A 17,369-nucleotide genomic window follows, 5' to 3' on the forward strand; every position below is an offset into this window, starting at 1 on the left:
TTACGGCAGCAGTTGTTCGCCGGCGTAGAGTTGTTCAACCGTTTCGCGCTGGCGAATCAGATGAACCTTATCGCCATCGACCATGACTTCCACTGCTCGCGGCCGGGTGTTGTAGTTGGAACTCATCGCCATGCCATAGGCGCCGGCTGACATCACGGCCAGCAGGTCGCCCGGTGCGATGGTCAGCGGGCGTGCCTGGCCGAGGAAATCGCCGGTTTCGCACACCGGACCGACCACGTCATAGGCCCGGCTTTCACCGTCGCGCGGGGCGACCGGCAGGATGTCGTGCCAGGCTTCGTAGAGCGCCGGGCGCATCAGGTCGTTCATCGCCGCATCGATGATTGCAAAGCTCTTGCCTTCGCCGGGCTTGAGATATTCGACGCGCGTCAGCAGCAGGCCGGCATTGCCGACCAGGCGACGACCCGGTTCGAGCACGATCTGCAGGCCGCGGCCTGCCAGCTTGTCGAGCAGTGGCGTCAGGTAGGCGTCGACGGTTGGCTGAACCTGGTCGTCCTTGTATTTGATGCCCAGACCGCCACCGAGGTCGAGGTGGTGAATGTGGATGCCTTCTGCGGTCAACTGGTCGATCAGGGCCAAAATGCGCTCAAGGGCTTCGACAAAGGGTGACGGGTCGAGCAGTTGCGAACCAATGTGGCAGTCGATGCCGGCCACTTCGATATTCGGCAGGGCAGCGGCGCGGCGGTAAATGCCGAGCGCATCGTCGTAGGCCACGCCGAACTTGGCTTCCTTCAGACCGGTCGAGATATAAGGGTGGGTTTTGGGATCAACGTTGGGATTGACCCGCAGGCTGATCGGCGCCTTTTTGCCACACTGGCCGGCGACTTCGTTCAAACGCTCAAGTTCGGCAGCCGATTCGACGTTGAAACAGAAAATGCCGACATCCAGCGCCAGCTTCATTTCCGCTGCTGTTTTGCCGACGCCGGAGAAAACGACTTTTTTCGGATCGGCACCAGCCGCCAGAACGCGCTGCAACTCACCGCCGGAGACGATGTCGAAACCTGCGCCGAGGCGGGCGAAGACATTCAGGATGGCGAGGTTGGAGTTGGCTTTGACGGCAAAGCAGACGAGCGAACCCTGACCGGCCGGGTGGGCGCCCAGTACGTCATGAAATTCGCCGAGCGAGGCTTCAAGTGCAGCACGCGAATAGACGTAGGCTGGCGTGCCGAATTGGTCGGCAATAGCGGGCAGGGCGACGGATTCGGCGTGCAGGACGCCGTTTTTCAGGGTAAATGAGCTCATTGGGTATTTGATTTGGCGTCCGTGTTAACATCCGGCGCGCTGGGTTTGGGGGCTGGTTTTGTTGGTTTTGAGTTGCCGAGCAGTGGGCTCGGCGGTGGGCCCGGCGGTAGTTCAAGTCCGGGGCCTTTCAAGCCGCAGCCGGCAAGGCAGAGAGTCAGTAAAATAGCGGCAGTTCGGGACATGAGTGACGGACCGGTCAGCAAAGAACAGGATGGTAGCACACGATGGATGACAAGGAATTCAACGGCTTGGCCGATGCGGCGCTAGCCCGGATCGACGCTGCGCTGGATGTTTGCGAGGCAGATATCGACTTCGAACTCGCCGCTGGCGGCGTGCTGGAAATCGAATTCGAGGATGGCAGCAAGATCATCGTCAATCGCCACGGGGTAGCGCGGGAAATCTGGGTGGCCGCTCGTGCCGGCGGATTCCATTTTCGCTGGGACGGTAGTGCTTGGGTCGATACCCGCGATGGTGCCGAACTGATGCAAAAGCTTTCGGCACTCGCCAGTCAGCAGGCTGGCGAGGCCGTCGTTCTCGACTGATCAGTCGCTCGGCGGTTTGTCCAGTTCAGGCTTTGGTTCCGGCGTGTTTGCGTCGCTGTCGCCCGGTGCGTGTTCGCCACCGACATTCTCGCTGTACACGTAATTCCGGTTACGCCCTTCACCGTAGCTGGCCAATCCTTCCGGCATCTGGGGCGTTTGGATGGGCACATCCTTGAGGGCGCGCGCCATGTAACCGATCCAGATCGGCAGTGCAGCCGTTCCGCCGGTTTCCTTGTCGCCCAGCTTTCTCGGTGTGTCAAACCCGATCCAGGCACAACCGGCGGCCGTCATCTGGTAGCCGCAGAACCAGGCATCGACATATTCGTTCGTCGTGCCGGTTTTGCCCGCCAGATCCTGGCGTTTGAGTGTGGCCGAAGCGCGTGCTGCCGTACCGTAGATCGTTACATCACGGAGCATCGAATCCATCATGAAGGCATTGCGTGGGTCGATGGCGCGAATCGATTCATCGCCTGCCGGGATTTCGGCTGATTGAGCCAGCACCGTGTTCTTCTCGTCGCGGATTTCACGGACGACGTAGGGATTGACCTTGAAGCCGCCGTTGGCAAAGACGGCATAGCCAGTCACCATCTGCCATGGGGTCACTGAGCCGGCACCCAGCGCCATCGTCAGGTAGGGCGGGTGTTTGGCCGGATCGAAGCCGAAGCGCCCGGCATAATCCTGGGCGTATTGGGTGCCAATCGATTGCAGCAGGCGGATTGACACCATGTTTTTCGATTTGGCCAGTGCCGTGCGCATTTTCATCGGGCCTTCGTACTTGCCATCGTAATTATGCGGTTCCCAGGCCTGAGAGCCGGTTTGACTGGCTGGAATGACAATCGGTTCATCGGCAATGACGCTGCCCGGGTTGTAGCCTTTTTCAAGCGACGCGGAGTAAATGAAGGGCTTGAAGCTTGAGCCGGGTTGGCGCCAAGCCTGGGTGACATGGTTGAATTTGTTGCGATTGAAATCAAACCCGCCGACCAGCGCACGAATCGCCCCATCTTTCGGGTCGACCGCGACAAAGGCGGATTCCACTTCAGGTAGCTGGCTGATTTGCCAGGCCGCTTTTTCATCCTTCTGCAGACGAATGACGGCGCCGCGCTTGAGTCGCTTGGTCGGCGGAGCCTTGTCGTCCAGCATTTTTGCGGCAAACTTGATCGCGTCGCCAGTTAGCGTGACGATTTCGCCGCCCTTGCGATAAACCTTGACTTGCTTGGTGTCGGCCGACAGAACCAGTGCCGGGAACAGGTCGCCGGCATCGGCAATGTCCTGCAAGGCTTCATCAATGGCTTCATCCTGATCCGACTTGATGTCCTTCATGTCCAGATAGGATTCTGCGCCGCGATATCCGTGGCGTCGGTCATAGGCCATGACGCCCTTGCGCAGGCTGGTATAGGCGGCTTCCTGCTCGGCTTTGATGATCGTCGTGTAGACCTTCATGCCGCGCGAGTAAATGTCTTCGGGGAAGCGTTCGGCGGTGATCTGGCGCGCCATTTCGGCAACGAATTCGGCGTGGACCGCGTAATCGCCTAGTTCGCGTTTGACGACGAGCGGCTCCTTGAGTGCTGCTTCGTGTTCGCTGGCGGTGATATGTCCCAGTTCATGCATCCGGCGCAATACATATTGCTGGCGTAGTTTCGCCCGCTTCGGATTGACGATCGGATTGTAGGCCGATGGCGCTTTAGGTAGCCCGGCCAGCATCGCCGCCTCGGCAATCGAAATGTCTTTCAGCGGTTTGCCAAAGTAGATCTGGGCTGCAGCAGCAAAACCATAGGCTCGCTGGCCGAGAAAAATCTGGTTGATGTACAACTCGAAAATCTGGTCCTTGGACAGATTGCTTTCAATCTTGAAAGACAGCAGCACCTCGTAAAGCTTGCGGGTGTAGGTTTTTTCGGCGGTCAGGAAGAAGTTGCGGGCGACTTGCTGGGTGATCGTCGATGCGCCCTGGCGTTTTCCCCCGCCCAGTAAATTGCTGCCGGCAGCGCGCAAAACACCGAGATAATCAATCCCGCCGTGTTGATAAAAGCGATCATCTTCTGCCGACAAAATGGCGTGCTTCATCACGTCGGGGACTTCACGGATTGTCACGACCGCACGCCGTTCCTCGCCGAACTCACCGATCAGGTAGCCATCCGCGGTGTAAATACGCAGCGGAATCTTGGGGCGGTAGTCGGTCAGAACTTCCAGCGAAGGGAGGTTCGGGTAGGTGAGAACCAGCATGATCATCGCGATGGCAATGCCAATGGCAATAAAACCAACTGCGAGAATCAGCGGATAAAGGAGGACACGAAGCGTCGGGCTGAGAGATGAGGGCAAGATGGTTTGATGATCAAATTGGTCTTGAAGCGATTATACGCTGACGCCAAGGTGCGCCGTTAAAGTGCTTTACATGCCTATACGTTGTTGCTAGCATCTGAAGTGAATTATTGGTTTTTAAGCTAACTTCGCATTCCGTAAGGACTTTTTGGGGGTCTGGTGGGCTTCGATATCTCCACATTATTAAATCCCAAGGCTCGCTCCCTGCTCGGATTGGACATCAGTTCGTCTGCTGTGAAAATGGTTGAGTTGGCCTCGAACGGGAAGAAGGATGGTTACCGCGTCGAGCGCTACACGATAGAGGTGTTGCCGAAAGATGCTGTGCTGGATGGCAACATTGCCAATCTGGATGCCGTGGTCGACTCTGTCAGACGTGCCTGGAAGCGTTTGGGAACCTCAACGCGCAACGTCGCGATGGCCTTGCCCAGTTCTGCCGTCATTTCCAAAAAGATCATTGTCCCGGCCGGCTTGCGTGACGAAGAGCTTGAGGCCCAGGTTGAGCTGGAAGCCAATCAGTACATCCCGTTTTCGATCGATGAAGTCAATTTGGACTATCAGGTTCTTGGGCCGGCGCCTTCCGCGCCAGAAGAGCTTGAAGTGCTGATTGCCGCATCAAAAAAAGAACGTGTCGAAGACCGGGTGGCTGTCGCCGATGCGGCGGGTCTGAAAGCGGTAGTGCTGGATGTGGATACGTTGGCAGCCTTGTCGGCATTCGAGTTGATCGAGCAACAACTGCCTGCAGCTGGTAAGAATCAAGTGATCGCCTTGATCGATGCTGGCGCTCATGTCATGAATTTGACCGTTCTCCGGAATGGGCAGCAGGTCTATGCGCGCGAGCAGGCTTTTGGCGGTGCTCAACTGACTTCGGATATCGTTCGGCATTACGGCATGACCCATGAAGATGCCGAGGCTGCCAAGCGGGCTGGCAAACTTCCTGAGGGTTATGAGGCTGAGTTGCTCAACCCTTTCATGGAGGGGTTGGCACTTGAAGTCTCACGCGCCCTGCAATTCTTCTTTACCTCAACCCAATACAATCAGGTCGATCACATCGTCCTGGCTGGGGGATGTGCGGTAATTCCAGGTATCGATGAAGTCGTCGCAACCAGGACCCAGGTCAATACGCTGTTGGCCAATCCATTTGCCAACATGTCAATTTCTGATCGGGTCAGGGCCAAGAGCCTGCTTGTCGACTCATCCTCGCTGATGGTTGCTTGTGGCTTGGCTTTGCGGAGGTTTGATCCATCATGATCCGCATCAACCTCCTGCCCCACCGCGAAGCAGCACGCAAGGAACGGCGCGAGCAGTTTTTTGTTCTGGCCGGCTTGGTCACCGTCCTGGCGACCTTGATTGTTTTTGCGGTTTACACCTTGATTGCCGGTTATGTGAGCAATCAGGAGAGTAGTAACGATTTTCTGAAAAAAGAAATCAGCACTCTTGATAAGCAACTAGATCAGATCAAGCGCCTCAAGGAGCAAACCCAAGCGCTGTTGTCCCGTAAGCAAGTCATCGAAAACCTGCAGCGAGATCGCGGTGAAACCGTTTATCTATTGAGCGAACTGGTCAAGCAGGTGCCTGAGGGCGTCTATCTGAAGTCGCTCAAACAGGATGGCCTGAAAGTAAGCATCACCGGATATGCCCAGTCAAATGCACGGGTGTCCGCCTTGATGCGGACAATCGAGGCATCACCCTGGCTTGAAGACCCTCAGCTTATTGAAGTTAAAGCCTCTGTATTGAACGGGCGTCGTATTAATGAATTTGGCATGAATTTTGTGCTGACAAGAATCAAGTCTGAAGAAGTTAAGGGGAAATAATGGAAGCTAAAGCTATTTCATTTCCCAAATCACTATCGGATATAAATTTTCAAGCAATTCTTGATGATTTCCGGTACATGAATCCCCATGATCCAGGGGTCTGGCCGGTTATTCCAAAAATATCTGTATTACTTGGTGTTTTTGTAGTTATTTTATTGGCTGGTTGGTGGTTTGTCTGGAGTGATCAATTGGCGGAGCTGGAAGCCAAAGAGCAAGAAGAGATCACTCTGAAGCAGCAATATCTAGACAAAAAACGTCAAGCAGTCAATCTTGATTTATATACCCAGCAGCTTGCAGATATTGATCGCTCCTTCGGCGCTTTGCTGAAGCAGTTGCCTAATAAATCGGAGATCGAAGCGCTATTGATTGAGGTTAATCAGGCAGGTTTAGGACGCGGCCTTCAATTTGAATTATTCCGTCCAGGGCAAGAGCAGTTAAGAGATTTTTATGCTGAATTGCCGATAACCGTAAAAATCAATGGAAATTACCATGACTTTGGGGCGTTTGCTGCTGATATCGCCAAGCTCCCACGAATTGTTACACTCAATAATATTACGATAGCGCCACTGCCAAATGGCTCTCTGACATTGGATGCGATAACAAAAACGTTCCGTTACCTGGATGATGACGAGCTAATAAAACAGAAAAAAGCTTTGCAGGAGGCTAAGAAGTGATGCGCATCGTCCTTTTTGCTTTTTGTGTGGTGCTAGCCGGGTGCTCGAGTGAGGATCACGAAAATTTGAGGCAATGGATGGTCGATAACTCCAAGGATTTACGAGGAAACGTGCCAAAGCTGCCGGAGGTTTTACCTTATCAACCTGTGCCTTATGAAGTAGAGTCCCTACTTGATCCATTCAAGCCAAATAAAATTGAACCTGAGTCGAAATATAAACAAGCATCTGGCAAGGGAGGGGCATTTCAGCCTGATTTTGAAGCACGCGAATTGCGGAATAGTTTATTGGAGAAATACCCGCTTGAGTCGTTGAAAATGATTGGTTATTTGAATGTTAATAATCGGCCTATGGCAGCTATTCAAGTTGAAGAAAAAGTAAAGCAAGTCAAGGTTGGTGACTACATTGGACTTGACTTTGGCATGGTTACTAAGATTTCAGACAAAGAAGTTGAACTGAGAGAGTTGATTCAGGATTCTGCTGGCGATTGGAGTGAGCGCAAAAGTTCGCTGTACCTGCAGAGCACGGAGGGAAGTAAGAAATGAAATTTATTAACCACGCTATTTTTGTTGCTGCAGCATGCTTGGTTCTTGTCGCTCCAGTGTTCGCACAGAGCCAGCCGACCAACGCAATTGAGGCAATTAATGTTGTTCAGTAGGGCAATGAGATTGCAGTAAAAGTTGATCTCAAGGAGGCTTTGTCTGCTGCTCCGGCTGGTTTTAGCGTGGCTAACCCATCAAAAATTGCCCTTGATTTTCCCTTGACGGCAAACGCTCTTGGAAAAGTTAGCCAAGTTTTGAATGAGGGTGATTTGCGCAGCATGAATATCGTGCAGGCTGGTGATCGGACACGTCTGGTTCTCAACTTGGTGCGAAATATGAATTACTCGACCCGGCTGGATGGTAAATCACTTTACGTGACACTTGCCCCTGTTGTGCGCGCGGGTGACTCCTTGGCGCAGCGAGTGACCCGGTTTTCAGAAGAGAATGCGCTCTCTACCAAACACTCGCTGCGAGATATTGTTTTTCGCCGAGGAAAAGATGGTGAGGGTAGGATTGTCGTTGACTTGAGTGATCCTGGTGTCGGAATTGATATTCGGCAGCAGGGGGCAGCATTAATTGTTGACTTCATGAAAGCAACGTTGCCAGACAACCTTCGTCGAAAGTTGGATGTTACAGATTTTGCGACTCCGGTTACTGTTGTTGAAACAAAGCCGCAAGGTGAAAATATTCGTATGATTATTTCTCCAAAGGGACAGTGGGAACATAATGCCTATCAGAGTAATAATCAATTTGTCATTGAAGTAAAGCGCATTGTTGAAGATCCGAATAAACTTGTTCAAGGGACAAAAATAGGTTATCAGGGACCGCGCGTCAGTATTAATTATCAAAATGGTGATGTCCGTGCTTTGCTACGCCTGATGGCCGAAGAACTTGGTCTTAATGCTGTTATTAGTGAAACAGTGACAGGAACAACGACACTAGTTTTGAAGGATGTTCCTGCCGATCAAGTGATTGACATTATTTTTCAGCAAAAGGGACTCGATATGCGGAAGAAGGGCAATATCATCATGATTGCCCCGCGCGATGAAATTGCGACCCGAGAAAAATTGGATTTTGAATCAAGGCAGCAAATTGGTGAGCTTGAGCCGCTTAAATCTGAGCAATTTAATCTAAATTATCAAAAAGCTGGTGATGTAGCTAAGCTATTGGCTGGATTATCTCCCCTTCCTGGTGCGGCAACTAATACTGCGTTACGTATGTTGGGCAAGCGCGGTAGTGTTATTGCTGATGATAAATCAAATATTTTGTTTGTAAGCGATACGCCAAATAAGCTAGAAGAAATTGCTGCATTTATCAAAGCAATCGATTTTGGCGCCAAGCAAGTTTTGATTGAAGCTCGGGTTCTGGAAGCAAACGATGATTTTAATAAAAGCCTTGGCGTCAAGATGAATTTTCTTAACCAGGTTGCTACAGGTTTGGGTGGTAGCGGCTTAGGGATGACTGGCGGGGCATTAAAGACGGGTACTTTTACATCAACAACAACGAATGGTGTAACAACGTCAACTGGAACACCTGCGACACAAACCACGCCACAAACTGTTGGGGTTAATCTACCTTCGTTTTCCTCAACAGGCGGTACCCTAGCGTTTTCCCTATTTAATTCAGCTGCTACCCGAATCCTTAATCTTGAAATTGCAGCGATGGAGTCTGATGGGGTTGGTAAATTAGTATCCAGTCCGCGAGTTGTCACTGCGAATAATGTAAAAGCCAAAATTGAAGATGGCACAGAAATCCCTTACGTTACGACATCAAGCTCCGGAGGTGTTACTACCCAAACAGTGAGTTTCAAGCCCGCCAAACTAATTCTTGAGGCAACACCGCAGATCACTCCGGAAGGAACGATCAAAATGGCGCTGGTTATCAAAAAAGAAGAGGCTGATTGGACTCGTGCAATTTTAGGAAATCCACCGATCAAGAGTTCTGTTGTCGAAACCAATGTGGTGGTTGAGAATGGTGGAACAGTGGTGGTTGGTGGCGTCTACATCACAGATAACCAGTCATCAACAGAGAAGGTTCCTTTGCTGGGCGATATTCCTTTTTTGGGGTGGCTCTTCAAGTACAAAAATGACATTGGTAAGCGTCGTGAACTGCTGGTGTTCATTACGCCTCGCATTATTTCCGACAAGATGCGATTCGACTGAATACTTGGTTCTCTGATTGCAGGGCCGGCATTGCCGGCCCTTTTTTTGTGGGTTTGGCGGATAGCGGATAAAATTCGGTTGTGGATAATTGTCGAAATATTTACCTTGTGGGCCTGATGGGGGCCGGAAAGACGACCGTGGGGCGGCAGTTGGCCCGGCGTCTTGGGCGTCCGTTCTATGATTCGGACCATGAAATTGTCGAGCGTACAGGCGTTCCTATCCCCACTATTTTTGAAATCGAGGGCGAAGAAGGTTTCCGTCGCCGTGAGGCACAGACCATCGCCGAGCTCTGTGAGCAATCCAATATGGTCATGGCGACTGGGGGCGGGGTCGTGCTGAACCCCGAAAATCGTCGCTGTTTGCATGACTCGGGTTGGGTGGTTTACCTGAATGTTCCTCCTGCAATGCTCTATGAGCGTACCAAGCACGACAGGAACCGGCCGTTATTGCGGGTCCCTGATCCCTTGGCGCGCCTGGAGGAACTTCACACGCTTCGTGATCCTCTTTATCGTGATGCAGCACATCTGGTTGTCGAGGGATCGCATCTGGTTGCTGCCGGAATTGTTCAGCATTTATTGCGAGAGTACACCCGTTTATGCAAGATCTGACGCATACATTGAATGTTGCTCTGGATGAGCGCGCCTATTCGATTCACGTTGGTTGTGGCGTGCTGTCCAAACCGGAGTTGCTGCTGCCGCATATCAAGCAAAAAAAAGCGGTAATCGTTAGTAACACGACTGTTGCACCGCTTTATCTCGGGATGTTGCGGTCTACGCTCGAAAATGCAGGTATTTCGGTGTTGCCCATTGTCTTGCCCGACGGTGAGGCATTCAAGAATTGGGAGACATTGAATCTGATTTTTGATGCGCTGCTTGGCGCGCATTGCGAACGAAATACGATGCTGATTGCTTTGGGTGGCGGCGTCATCGGCGATATGGGCGGCTTTGCAGCATCTTGCTACCAGCGCGGCATGCCTTTCATTCAGGTGCCAACCACGCTTCTTTCGCTGGTTGATTCCTCGGTCGGCGGTAAAACTGCGATCAATCATCCGCTGGGTAAAAACATGATCGGGGCGTTTTACCAGCCCAAGCTGGTTTTGGCCGATATTTCAACGCTGGATACGCTTCCTGATCGAGAATTAAAGGCTGGTTTGGCCGAGGTAATCAAATACGGCTTGATTCGTGACGGCGAATTTTTTGTCTGGCTTGAAAGCAACATCGAAAAACTGATGGCGCGTGACAAGGATGCGCTGGCTTTCGCGGTGCATCGCTCGTGTGCCAACAAGGCCGAAGTGGTTGTGGCGGACGAACGTGAAACCGGCGAGCGTGCATTGCTCAATCTGGGACACACCTTCGGGCATGCCATCGAAACTGGCCTGGGATACGGCGAGTGGTTGCACGGAGAGGCTGTTGCTGCCGGCACGTTAATTGCTGCTGAGCTTTCTCGTCTGCTCGGGTGGTTGATCGCGGAAGATGTCTCTCGAATCGAAAAACTGTTTGTGCGGGCTGGTTTGCCTGTTGCGGGGCCTGCGCTGGGGGCTGGGCGCTACCTTGAATTGATGCGGCACGACAAAAAAGTGCTGGACGGCAAGTTGCGGCTTGTTTTGCTGGAAAAAATAGGGCGGGCGGTGATGTCTGATGTGGCAACCGAATCCCAGATTATTGCTGCCATCGAGTCGCGCAGCACCTGAAAAGGGCGCGTTCGCAGTGTTGTGCCGCAGATTGGTGCGTTGCAGCATCTTGAATTGACAGGGGTTTACCAGTATATTTAATGGTTGCCTCAAAATTTCGTACAGGCCGGCGCCTAATTGCGCCCGGCTTTTTTCATCATTGGCCGAATGTTTTTGGCCAAGTTATTTGAAGGAATGCGTGTGATGGAACCGGCAGTACCTGAGCGGCAGGGTTTGTACGACCCAGCCAACGAGCACGACGCTTGCGGCGTGGGTTTTGTAGCCCATTTCAAAGGCCAGAAAAGTCATAGCATCGTCGAGCAGGGTTTGTTGATCCTGAAAAATCTCGATCACCGCGGTGCTGTTGGTGCCGACCCCCTGCAGGGCGACGGCGCCGGCATTCTTATCCAGATTCCCGACCAGTTCTATCGCGAGGAAATGGCCAAGCAAGGCGTTGAACTTCCGCCTCTGGGCGAGTACGGCGTCGGCATGGTTTTCCTGCCGCAAGAGGCTGCTTCGCGTTACGCCTGTATCGAAGAGATCGAACGTTCTGTCATTGCCGAAGGCCAGGTTATCCTTGGCTGGCGTGATGTGCCAGTCAATCGTGACATGCCGATGTCGCCGACCGTGCGCGCCAAAGAGCCGGTGATCCGTCAGGTTTTCGTCGGCCGTGGTCCCGATGTTTTCGTGACCGACGCCCTCGAACGCAAGCTGTACATCATCCGTCGTCGTGCTGCCAACGCCATCAAATCGTTGAAACTCAAGCACGGCCAAGAGTTTTACGTGCCGTCCTTCTCGGCTCGTACCGTGAACTACAAGGGCCTGCTGCTGGCCGACCAGGTTGGCGTTTACTATGACGACCTGCAGGACAAGCGCACTGTTTCCGCCCTGGCGCTCGTGCACCAGCGTTTTTCGACCAATACCTTCCCGACCTGGGACCTGGCTCACCCGTTCCGTTATATCGCCCACAATGGCGAAATCAATACGGTGCGCGGTAACGTCAACTGGTTCAAGGCGCGCGAACAAGCTATTTCTTCGCCGATTCTTGGCGACGACCTGAAGAAGGTCTGGCCGCTGCATTACCCGGGCCAATCGGACTCGGCTTCGTTCGACAACGCGCTCGAACTGCTCGTCATGGGCGGCGGCTACTCGCTGGCCCAGGCTGTCATGCTGATGATCCCGGAAGCCTGGGAAAAGCACACGACGATGGACGAGAACCGTCGCGCCTTCTACGAATATCATGCTGCGATGATGGAGCCATGGGATGGCCCCGCCGCCGTGGCCTTCACCGACGGCCGCCAGATCGGCGCAACGCTCGACCGTAACGGTCTGCGTCCGGCACGTTATTTGGTTACCGACGACGACCTCGTTGTCATGGCATCCGAATCCGGCGTACTGCCTATTCCGGAAAAGAAGATCGTCAAGAAATGGCGTCTTCAGCCGGGCAAGATGTTCCTGATCGATATGGAACAGGGCCGCATCATCGATGACCAGGAACTGAAGAACTCCCTGGCCAACGCCAAGCCCTACCGCGAGTGGATCGACAAAATCCGCATCAAGCTCGACGAAGTCGCTGCGCCGGCTGAAGATTGTGCCGCTGCAACCGCTTCGCTGCTCGATCGCCAGCAGGCCTTCGGCTACACCCAGGAAGACATCAAGGTCATTCTGGAGCCGATGGTTCAGAACGGTGAAGAGGCAACCGGCTCGATGGGTACCGACTCGGCATTGCCGGTGTTGTCGAGCAAGAACAAGACGCTCTACACCTACTTCAAGCAGTTGTTCGCCCAGGTGACTAACCCGCCGATCGACCCGATCCGCGAAGAGCTGGTCATGTCGCTGGTGTCCTTCGTCGGTCCGAAGCCGAACCTGCTGAACACAGCCGACATCAACCCGCCGATCCGTCTCGAAGTTTCCCAGCCGGTCCTGACCAAGGGCGACATCGAGAAGCTGCGCCACATTGGCAAGTACACCTCGGGCAAGTTCAAGTCCTTCGAACTGGATATCTGCTATCCGGTCGCCTGGGGCAAGGCTGGTATCGAAGCACGCCTGGCCTCTCTGGCGGCGGATGCCGAAGATGCCGTCCGTTCCGGTGCCAATGTGCTGATTGTTTCCGATCGCAAGCTGGATGCCGAGCAGGTTGCCATTCCTGCGCTGCTCGCAACCTCGGCGATCCATCAGCACCTGGTCAAGAAGGGCCTGCGGACCAGCACTGGTCTGGTGGTCGAAACCGGTTCGGCACGCGAGACGCATCACTTCGCGCTGCTCGGCGGTTTTGGTGCCGAAGCGGTTCACCCGTACCTGGCCCTCGAAACCATCGAGAGCTTTGCCAAGGGCGACGCCGAAAAGGCCGAGAAGTACGTCAAGAACTTCGTCAAGGCCATCGGTAAGGGTCTGTGCAAGGTTATGTCCAAGATGGGCATCTCGACCTACATGTCCTACACCGGCGCGCAGATTTTCGAAGCCATCGGTCTGCAGAAGGAATTCGTCGAGAAGTACTTCACCGGTACGCCTTCCAACATTGAAGGTATCGGCCTGTTTGAAGTTGCCGAAGAAGCGATTCGTCTGCACGACGAAGCCTTCTCGTCCAACCCGGTTCTGGCCAGCATGCTCGACGCCGGTGGCGAATACGCCTACCGTACGCGTGGCGAAGAGCACACCTGGACGCCAGATTCGATCGCCAAGCTGCAACACGCCACGCGTTCGGGCAAAACCGAGACCTACAAGGAATACGCCAAGCTGATCAACGATCAGACCAAGCGTCACCTGACTCTGCGCGGCCTGTTCGATTTCAAGCCGACCGGCGCTGCCGTGCCGCTCGAAGAAGTCGAGTCCGCTAAGGAAATCGTCAAGCGCTTTGCGACTGGCGCCATGTCGCTCGGTTCGATTTCGACCGAAGCGCACACCACGCTCGCCCTGGCGATGAACCGCATTGGCGGCAAGTCGAATACCGGCGAAGGTGGTGAGGATGCCAAGCGGTTTGCACCGGTCAAGGCCGGTACGATGCTCTCCGATATCATCGGCAAGGGTCGTATCGAACGCGACATCGAGATGAAGGAAGGCGATTCGCTGCGTTCCGCCATCAAACAGGTCGCTTCGGGGCGTTTTGGTGTAACGACTGAGTATCTGGTCAATGCTGACCAGATCCAGATCAAGATGGCCCAGGGCGCCAAGCCGGGCGAAGGTGGTCAGTTGCCGGGTCACAAGGTTTCCGAATACATCGGTTTCCTGCGTCACTCCGTGCCGGGCGTTGGCCTGATTTCGCCGCCACCGCACCACGACATCTACTCGATCGAAGATCTGGCACAGCTGATTCACGATCTGAAGAACGCCAATGACCGCGCTTCCATCTCGGTCAAGCTGGTTTCCGAAGTCGGTGTCGGCACGGTTGCTGCCGGTGTTGCCAAGGCCAAGGCGGATCACGTTGTGATCGCCGGTTTTGACGGTGGTACCGGTGCTTCGCCGCAATCTTCGATCAAGCACGCGGGTACGCCGTGGGAACTCGGCCTGGCCGAAACCCAGCAGACCCTGGTGTTGAACCGCCTGCGTTCGCGCATTCGTGTTCAAGTCGATGGTCAGCTCAAGACTGGTCGCGATGTGGTCGTCGGTGCGCTGCTCGGCGCTGACGAGTTTGGTTTTGCGACCGCTCCGCTGGTTGTCGAAGGTTGCGTCATGATGCGCAAATGCCATCTGAACACCTGCCCGGTCGGCGTTGCCACCCAGGACCCGGAACTGCGCAAGCGCTTTACCGGTCAGCCGGAACACGTCGTGAACTACTTCTTCTTCATCGCTGAGGAAGTGCGCGAAATCATGGCCCAGCTGGGTATCCGCAAGTTTGACGACCTCGTTGGCCGTGCCGATTTGCTGGACATGCGCAGTGGTATCGAGCACTGGAAGGCCAAGGGTCTCGATTTCACCAAGGTCTTCTTCCAGCCTGCCGTGCCGGCCGATGTGCCGCGCCGTCACACCGAAGTTCAGGACCATGGTCTCGACAAGGCGCTCGATCACCAGCTGATCGAACAAGCCAAGCCGGCACTCGAAAAGGGCCAGAAGGTCCAGATCGAAACGAAGATCATCAACGTCAATCGCACCTGCGGCACCATGCTGTCGGGCGAAGTTGCCCGCCGTTACGGTAATGCCGGCCTGCCGGACGATACCATCCACGTCAAACTGACCGGTACGGCTGGTCAGGCCTTTGGTGCCTTCCTGGCCCGTGGCGTGACGCTGGAACTGACTGGCGAAGGCAATGACTACGTTGGCAAGGGCTTGTCGGGTGGTCGCATCATCATCAAGCCGAGCCCGGATTTCCGTGGCAATACCCAGGAAAACATCATTGTCGGCAACACCGTCATGTACGGTGCGACCGATGGTGAAGCCTATCTGGCCGGCGTCGGTGGCGAACGTTTCTGTGTCCGCAATTCCGGTGGTACGGCTGTGGTCGAAGGTGTTGGCGACCACGGTTGCGAATACATGACTGGCGGTACGGTCGTTGTTCTCGGCCAGACCGGTCGCAACTTTGCCGCAGGCATGTCGGGTGGTATCGCCTATGTGCTCGACGAGGATGGCAGCTTCAAGCAGCGCGCCAATCTGGCCCAGGTTGCACTTGAGAAGGTTTTGCCGGCCAGCCGTCAGGCTGCTGGTGAGCCGCTCCATCTGGGTCTGGCTGACGAAACGCTGCTCAAGGAACTGATCACCCGCCACGCCGAATTTGCTGGCAGTGAGACAGCCAAGGCCATTCTGGCTAACTGGGATGCCTACCGCGAGAAGTTCGTCAAAGTTTATCCGCACGAATACAAGCGCGCCCTCACCGAGATGGCCGCTGCACAGAAGGAGGCCGCATAATGGGCAAGCCGACTGGTTTCATGGAGTTCGAGCGTCTTTCCGAGTCTTACGACCCGGTTGAGCACCGTTTGAAGCATTACAAGGAGTTTGTGCATACCCTCAACGATGAGGATGCCAAGACTCAGGGCGCGCGCTGCATGGATTGCGGCATTCCGTTCTGCAACAACGGTTGCCCGGTGAACAACATCATTCCGGACTGGAATGATCTGGTTTTCCGTGGTAACTGGAAGCAGGCGCTGGAAGTGCTTCACTCCACCAACAATTTCCCGGACTTTACCGGCCGCATCTGCCCGGCTCCTTGCGAGGCTGCCTGTACGCTGGGTATCAACGCGGCGCCGGTGGGTATCAAGTCGATCGAGCATTTCATCATCGACAAAGGCTGGGAATCTGGTTGGGTTGTGCCGCAGCCGGCCAAGTCCAAAACGGGCAAGAAGATCGCCATCGTTGGTTCCGGGCCGGCCGGTATGGCTGCCGCCCAGCAACTGGCGCGCGTCGGTCACGACGTGACGGTGTTCGAGAAGAGCGACCGTATCGGTGGTCTGCTTGGCTATGGCATCCCCGACTTCAAGTTGGAAAAAACGGTGATCGATCGCCGGGTTGCCCAGATGGAAGCCGAAGGCGTTACGTTCAAGACCAAGGTGGTGATCGGTTCGAAGGATGTGCCGGCCGGGATCAACAACGATGCCAAGGAATTTGTCTCTGCCGAGCAGTTGACCGCAGCATTTGATGCCGTGATCCTGGCTGCCGGTTCCGAGGTTCCGCGTGATCTGCCGGTGCCGGGTCGTGAGCTGAAAGGTATCTACGCTGCGCTTGAGTTCCTGATTCCGCAGAACAAGGAAGTCCAGCAGGGCAAGGCTAATCCGATCAACGTCAAGGGCAAGCACGTCATCGTCATCGGTGGCGGCGATACTGGTTCTGATTGCGTCGGTACCTCGAATCGCCATGGTGCTGCTTTGGTGACCCAGTTCGAACTGATGCCGATGCCGCCGGAGCAGGAAAACAAGGCGCTGACCTGGCCGTACTGGCCGTACAAGCTGCGCACTTCTTCCTCGCACGACGAAGGTTGTACGCGCGATTTCGCCGTGGCCACCAAGGGCTTCGTCGATGATGGCAAGGGTAACGTCAAGGCACTGAAGGCTGTTCGCCTTGAGTGGACGGATGGCAAGATGTCCGAGGTGGCTGGTTCGGAATTCGAACTGCCTTGCGATAACGCCTTCCTCGCCATGGGCTTTACCAATCCGGTCGGTGGTCTGCTCGAAGCCTTTGGCGTCGACAAGGACAACCGCGGCAATGCCAAGGCAACGACGGATGGCGAAGGCTGCTATGCAACCAACGTCGCCAAGGTCTTCGCTGCCGGTGACGTGCGTCGTGGTCAGTCGCTGGTCGTCTGGGCGATCCGCGAAGGTCGCCAGGCGGCACGTGAAGTCGACGCATTCCTGATGGGTTCGACGACCCTGCCACGCTAAGCGCTTCAGGCAATACAAAAAGCCCCGCGGATCTTCCCGATCCCGGGGCTTTTTTATCGCCTCAAAATAGTGCTCTTTCTTCGACAGCGTC

At 54.6% G+C, this 17,369-nt stretch carries 12 protein-coding genes; 10 read left to right on the forward strand and 2 right to left on the reverse strand.

Going from position 1 to position 17,369, the window contains the following annotated elements; genetic code table 11:
• Positions 1 to 1,260: a diaminopimelate decarboxylase gene (lysA, locus tag GBK02_RS03255; protein WP_203468339.1), complete on the reverse strand. Its 1,260-nt coding sequence runs from the start codon at positions 1,258 to 1,260 to the stop codon at positions 1 to 3.
• A 224-nt stretch (positions 1,261 to 1,484) separates the two neighbouring features.
• Here lysA and cyaY point away from each other — a divergent pair, with 224 nt between their 5' ends.
• Positions 1,485 to 1,802, forward strand: coding sequence for an iron donor protein CyaY (cyaY, locus tag GBK02_RS03260; RefSeq protein WP_203468340.1), 318 nt, complete (start codon positions 1,485 to 1,487; stop codon positions 1,800 to 1,802).
• Here the strand turns inward: cyaY and GBK02_RS03265 are convergent, their stop codons facing one another.
• Positions 1,803 to 4,118 carry a penicillin-binding protein 1A gene (locus tag GBK02_RS03265; protein ID WP_203468341.1) on the reverse strand — a complete coding sequence of 772 codons (2,316 nt, stop codon included), beginning with the start codon at positions 4,116 to 4,118 and terminating at the stop codon, positions 1,803 to 1,805.
• A 159-nt stretch (positions 4,119 to 4,277) separates the two neighbouring features.
• Between GBK02_RS03265 and GBK02_RS03270 the strand changes: the two genes are divergently transcribed.
• From GBK02_RS03270 to GBK02_RS03310, 9 genes are all read left to right on the forward strand, one after another.
• Positions 4,278 to 5,366, forward strand: coding sequence for a pilus assembly protein PilM (locus GBK02_RS03270; RefSeq protein WP_203468342.1), 1,089 nt, complete (start codon positions 4,278 to 4,280; stop codon positions 5,364 to 5,366).
• Complete coding sequence (locus GBK02_RS03275; protein WP_203468343.1) at positions 5,363 to 5,929, forward strand: PilN domain-containing protein; 567 nt, start codon at positions 5,363 to 5,365, stop codon at positions 5,927 to 5,929. The genes GBK02_RS03270 and GBK02_RS03275 overlap by 4 nt, the downstream gene beginning before the upstream one ends.
• Entirely contained in the window at positions 5,929 to 6,603 is a 675-nt protein-coding gene (locus tag GBK02_RS03280; protein WP_203468344.1) for a type 4a pilus biogenesis protein PilO, read from the forward strand. Before GBK02_RS03275 ends, GBK02_RS03280 begins: the two co-directional genes overlap by 1 nt.
• Positions 6,603 to 7,145 carry a pilus assembly protein PilP gene (locus GBK02_RS03285; RefSeq protein ID WP_239003243.1) on the forward strand — a complete coding sequence of 181 codons (543 nt, stop codon included), beginning with the start codon at positions 6,603 to 6,605 and terminating at the stop codon, positions 7,143 to 7,145. Before GBK02_RS03280 ends, GBK02_RS03285 begins: the two co-directional genes overlap by 1 nt.
• Before the next feature lie 122 nt (positions 7,146 to 7,267).
• Positions 7,268 to 9,304, forward strand: coding sequence for a type IV pilus secretin PilQ (pilQ, locus tag GBK02_RS03290; protein ID WP_256435920.1), 2,037 nt, complete (start codon positions 7,268 to 7,270; stop codon positions 9,302 to 9,304).
• 80 nt (positions 9,305 to 9,384) lie between these two features.
• Positions 9,385 to 9,912 (forward strand): shikimate kinase, encoded by a 528-nt coding sequence (locus GBK02_RS03295; RefSeq protein WP_203468346.1) that lies wholly within the window; start codon positions 9,385 to 9,387, stop codon positions 9,910 to 9,912.
• Positions 9,900 to 10,994 (forward strand): 3-dehydroquinate synthase, encoded by a 1,095-nt coding sequence (aroB, locus tag GBK02_RS03300; protein ID WP_203468347.1) that lies wholly within the window; start codon positions 9,900 to 9,902, stop codon positions 10,992 to 10,994. The genes GBK02_RS03295 and aroB overlap by 13 nt, the downstream gene beginning before the upstream one ends.
• Positions 10,995 to 11,177: 183 nt before the next feature.
• Positions 11,178 to 15,812 carry a glutamate synthase large subunit gene (gene gltB / locus GBK02_RS03305; RefSeq protein WP_203468348.1) on the forward strand — a complete coding sequence of 1,545 codons (4,635 nt, stop codon included), beginning with the start codon at positions 11,178 to 11,180 and terminating at the stop codon, positions 15,810 to 15,812.
• Positions 15,812 to 17,278, forward strand: coding sequence for a glutamate synthase subunit beta (locus GBK02_RS03310; protein ID WP_203468349.1), 1,467 nt, complete (start codon positions 15,812 to 15,814; stop codon positions 17,276 to 17,278). Before gltB ends, GBK02_RS03310 begins: the two co-directional genes overlap by 1 nt.
• The last annotated feature ends 91 nt before the right edge of the window (positions 17,279 to 17,369 follow it).

It is taken from the genome of Dechloromonas sp. TW-R-39-2 (genome assembly GCF_016864195.1).
Lineage (GTDB): Bacteria > Pseudomonadota > Gammaproteobacteria > Burkholderiales > Rhodocyclaceae > Azonexus.